The sequence below is a fragment of the Pseudomonas sp. PB120 genome (genome assembly GCF_009761815.1).
Taxonomy (GTDB): domain Bacteria; phylum Pseudomonadota; class Gammaproteobacteria; order Pseudomonadales; family Pseudomonadaceae; genus Aquipseudomonas.
Genome location: NZ_RWIN01000025.1, coordinates 1 through 4,730, shown reverse-complemented (window position 1 = coordinate 4,730; position 4,730 = coordinate 1). Strand labels below are relative to the sequence as shown.

General features: G+C 54.5%; 2 protein-coding genes and 1 pseudogene. All 3 read left to right on the top strand.

What is annotated here, in order from left to right; genetic code table 11:
• Window positions 1-570 precede the first annotated feature (570 nt).
• The 3 genes and pseudogenes from EJA72_RS03925 (at window position 571) to EJA72_RS03915 (ending at window position 4,643) form a co-directional block, all read left to right on the top strand.
• On the top strand, window positions 571-1,914 hold the full coding sequence (locus tag EJA72_RS03925) for an OprD family outer membrane porin (protein WP_157710230.1): 1,344 nt from the start codon (window positions 571-573) through the stop codon (window positions 1,912-1,914).
• Window positions 1,915-2,321: 407 nt separating this feature from the next.
• The gene (locus tag EJA72_RS03920; RefSeq protein ID WP_157710229.1) at window positions 2,322-3,710 is read left to right on the top strand and encodes an OprD family porin; all 1,389 of its coding nucleotides are present in this window, start codon (window positions 2,322-2,324) and stop codon (window positions 3,708-3,710) included.
• Between the two features lie 294 nt (window positions 3,711-4,004).
• A pseudogene (locus EJA72_RS03915) lies at window positions 4,005-4,643 on the top strand (peroxiredoxin).
• The last annotated feature ends 87 nt before the right edge of the window (window positions 4,644-4,730 follow it).

The window sequence follows — 4,730 nt, the reverse complement described above, 5'->3', positions numbered from 1 at the left end:
GTAGCAGGCCCATTTTTTGGGGCCGCTGCGCTGCCCAGCGGGAGCAAGCTCCCTCGCCACAATGTTCCGCAGGTTATTGCGCTGCTGCTTCGCTCTCCCTCCTTGGTTCCTGCAAAAATTTCCCTGGCTTGCCAATCTCTTTGGCGGCGTCTTCGTGCCGATACATAAACTGTAACAATTGGTCTGGATAGTGCGCGTTTGATTCGCCGCGGAACGCCTTTGTGTGACGGAATGGTTTCCGAAGCGAGTCAGTGCAAATCGTTCTAAAAAAATGACTGATAAATACCTTTTAGGAATTGGCTTAGGGGCCGAACGCTCTAGACCGGGCTAGGGCTGGCGGGAAGCTAAATTCCTAAATGGTATGAGAAAAGAAACCGTCCGTTCTTTTCAGGTTTATGACGTGTTCATGACCAGCAGGGACCAAAAAAACGGTGATTAGACTATGGTCGTAGACACACATGGTTACGATTGACTTGTGGGTCACGGTACGGCGCTAATCGCGCATCTTAGGCACCGAGGCATCGACTTCGGGCCAGGAATACAAGAATTAGAATCGAGAGGAGCAAAACAATGAACAAGTCGACCTTGGCCCTGGCCGTGGCTGTTGGGGTTTTGGCGCAGCAAGCAGGCGCCGCTGGTTTTATCGAAGACAGTAAGGCTTCCGTCAGTTCGCGTACCTATTATTTCGACTCGGATAAACGTGAAGGCCTCGCGACGCCTGCTAACCGTCAGCGAGAAACCGCTGAAGGTCTCAAGTTCGACTACCTGTCCGGTTTCACCCAAGGTACCGTCGGTTTCGGTATCGACGCCCAGGCACTGGTCGGCATCCACCTGGACGGTGGCAAGGGTCATCACCCGGACAACAACACCTTCAACCCTAGCGATAGCGATGGTTCGGCAGAGAGTTCGTGGAGCCGTGTAGCAGGCAACGTCAAGGCACGCTTCTCGAAGACAGAAGCCCACTTGGGCGGCGCTCTTCAGCCAAACCTGCCGATCCTGATCGCGAACGACAGCCGCGTGCTGCCACAAACCTTTGAAGGTGGCACCATCTCCTCGAAGGAAATCGACAACGTGACCTTCAACTTGGGTCAGTTGGAGCACGCAACCGGTCGAGCCTCGTCTAACTCTACTGGTCTAGCGGTCTCTACCATCGGCAATGCCAAAGAAAGCAATCAATTCCGTTACGCCGGTGCTGACTGGAAGGTCACTAAAGACCTGACGCTGCAGTACTACTACGCGAACCTGGAAGACTACTACAAACAGAACTTCCTCGGTCTGGTGCACGTTCTCCCGATCGCCCCGAACCAGTCGTTCAAGACTGATCTTCGTTATTTCGACAGCAGCTCCGATGGCAAAAACGGCGATGCTGGCTACCGGTTCAACAACAACAATGGCTACGCCAAGAACATTGGTGAGGTCGACAACACCACGTGGAGCGCCACGTTCACCTATACACTGGGTGGCAGCGCGTTCCTGCTCGGGCATCAGCGTGTCAGTGATGACGGCGGTTTCGTTTTCCTGAACCAAGGCAACGTTGTCGATGGCAATGGCCGCAACGAAGGCGCTGGCGGCTCCAGCTTCTACTCGTTCACCGATGCCACGGTTGGTAGTTTTATCCGCGCCGGCGAAAACACCACCTACGGTCAGTACTCTTATGACTTCGCCTCCCTGGGTGTGCCAGGCTTGAAAGCTTCGATCGCTTACTTGAATGGCCAGGACATCAAGGCTACCAACGGTACTGGTAAAGACCTGAGTGAGCATGAGACTGACGCACGTATCGATTACGTGATTCAAACGGGCGTGCTGAAAGGGTTTGGTACGACTCTGCGTCACGGTACTTATCGTGGCAACACCAGCACCCTCGATGAAGATCAGACCCGTCTGATCTTCAACTACACCTACAGCTTCATGTAATAGCTTCAAGATAAAAAGCCTCACCCATGGGTGAGGCTTTTTTTCGCCCTCTATTTAATATTCCCAAAAAAGCTAACGTAGTTATTTTTTATTCTTTTTAGCTTTTTCATTAAAAGCCTAAAGTACGCCTGTCCGGCACTCCCGAGAGCTTGGACTTTGGCAATTTTGTCCCTCGACATTCCATCAGGTTCAGGAATCGGCGGTTCTGCCGATACCCCGAATCTGCGCTGTGCGCATATATTTCCAAATGGCATGAAAAACAAAGCAGTAATTCTTTTTGGATTTGTAGCAGGGTATCCTGCGGCGGCCAAAAGACCGGGCTAGACGGTCTGGCGCGAAGAGCGCGATTTAGGATCCCAGGGCATTCGATCCGGGACCAAGAATTAGAAACAATAGGAGCGAAACACATGAACAAGTCCACCTTGGCCCTGGCTGTGGCCGTAGGGGTTTTGGCGCAGCAAGCAAGCGCCGCCGGTTTCATCGAAGACAGCAAGGCTACTTTGGGGCTGCGTAACTTCTACATCAATACGGATAACCGTGACGGCGCTACCAAAGCTGCCGGTGCTCAGAACAAGAACGAAGAGTGGGGCCAAGGCTTTGACCTGCGCTTCATCTCCGGCTACACCCAAGGCACTGTTGGCTTCGGTATCGACGCTATCGGCCTGCTGGGCGTGCGTCTGGATTCGGGCGGCGGTACTAACGGCGCGACTGCGACTTCGTACGGCGGCACCGTTTTCCCAAGCAAATCCAACGGCGAAGCGGTTGATAACTTCTCCAGCCTGGGCCTGACTGCCAAAGCCAAGGTCTCCCAGACTGAACTGAAGCTGGGTACCCTGCAGCCAAAGAACCCGGTCATCGTCACCAACGACGGTCGTCTGCTGCCGCAAACCTGGCAGGGTGGCCAGATCACTTCCGGCGAGATCAAGGACCTGACTCTGGTCGGCGGCCAAATCGAAGCGGTTAAAGGTCGTAACTCCAGCAACAATGAGCAACTGTCTATCGGTGGCGCCAACAGCCCTACCGCTACTGGCCGCGATAGCAACAAGTTCATCTATGCCGGCGGTGACTACAAAATCACCAAAGACCTGACTGCCCAGTACTACTACGGCAACCTGGAAGACTTCTACAAGCAACACTTCCTGGGTCTGGTACATAACTGGGCAATCGGCCCGGGCGTGTTGAAATCTGACTTCCGTTACTTCAACAGCCGCGATGATGGCGCCAACGGCCACAATTCCTCGTACTTCACCACCGGTGATTACGGTACTAACAATGCCGGCACAATCATCACCAAAGGTAAAGTCGACAACAACCTGTACAGCGGCCTGTTCCTGTACACCGTTGCGGGTCACACCTTCGGTGGCGGTTATCAGGTCAGCAATGGTGACAGCGATTTCCCTTGGCTGAACCAGGGCGACGGTTCGTCGAACTACACCATCACCGACATGCAAATCCAGAAGTTCGGCCGTGCTGGCGAGCGTACCTGGCAAGCGCGTTACTCGTATGACTTCGCCAAGGTCGGCCTGCCAGGCGCAACGGCTGGCATCGTTTACCTGCGTGGCGACGATATCGACACTTCGGGCAAAGTGGGTGATACCACCCCACAGAAAACCGTCAACGGCACCGGCCGCTCCGAGTGGGAACGCGACCTGACCGTGGCTTACGTCGTGCAATCCGGCCCGTTGAAGAACCTGGGCTTCATGTGGAAAAACGCTATGTGGCGCAACGACATTCCGGGTCAACGCGACCAGGATGAAAACCGCCTGATCCTCAGCTACTCGATCCCGCTGTTGTAATAGCGCTCGCGTCACTGAAGCAAAAAAAGCCCCGCCCGGCATCACGCCGGGCGGGGCTTTTGCGTTTCAGGACAGACTCACCCCCGTAAACCTGCCCTGAAATTCCCCTCTTTTGCAGCAACTCAAGGCCTTCTCGAACCTTGTGGGCGATGTTCGGCTTGATGCCTGTCGAGGTCCAGTGAACAGATCTTTAATATTCAATAAAAGTCTAAGTAAATCGATATATATTCTTTTTAATTCATAAGGATCCTAGGCACAGTTGACCTCATCAAGCACTCACCAGGAGCAGCACACATGAGCATCAGACTCGGCGACATCGCCCCCGATTTCGAACAGGATTCCAGCATCGGCAGCCTCAACTTCCACGAGTGACTGGGCGATAGCTGGGGCGTGCTGTTTTCCCATCCGGCGGATTTCACGCCGGTGTGCACCACCGAGCTGGGCTTTACCGCCAAGCTCAAGGATGAATTTTCCAAGCGCGGCGTCAAAGCCATCGCCCTGTCGGTAGACCCGGTGGACTCGCACCACAAATGGATCGAGGACATCAACGAAACCCAAAACACCGTCGTCAATTTCCCGATCCTCGCCGATGCCGACCGCAAGGTTTCGGACCTCTACGACCTGATCCACCCGAACGCCAATGACACCTTGACGGTGCGCTCGCTGTTCGTGATCGACCCGAACAAAAAGGTCCGGTTGACCATTACCTACCCGGCCAGCACCGGCCGCAACTTCAATGAAATCCTGTGTGTGATCGATTCGCTGCAGCTCACCGACAACTACAAAGTGGCCACGCCGGCGAACTGGCAGGACGGTGAGGAGGTGGTGATCGTGCCTTCGTTGAAGGATGAAGATGAAATCAAGAAACGTTTTCCCAAGGGGTATCGCGCGGTGAAGCCTTATCTTCGCCTGACGCCGCAGCCGAACAGGTAAGCCAATCAAACTGTGGTGGGGCGGTTGCCGCTATCGCGAGCAGGCTCGCTCCCACAGGGGGAGGCGATCAACTGTAGGAGCGAGCCT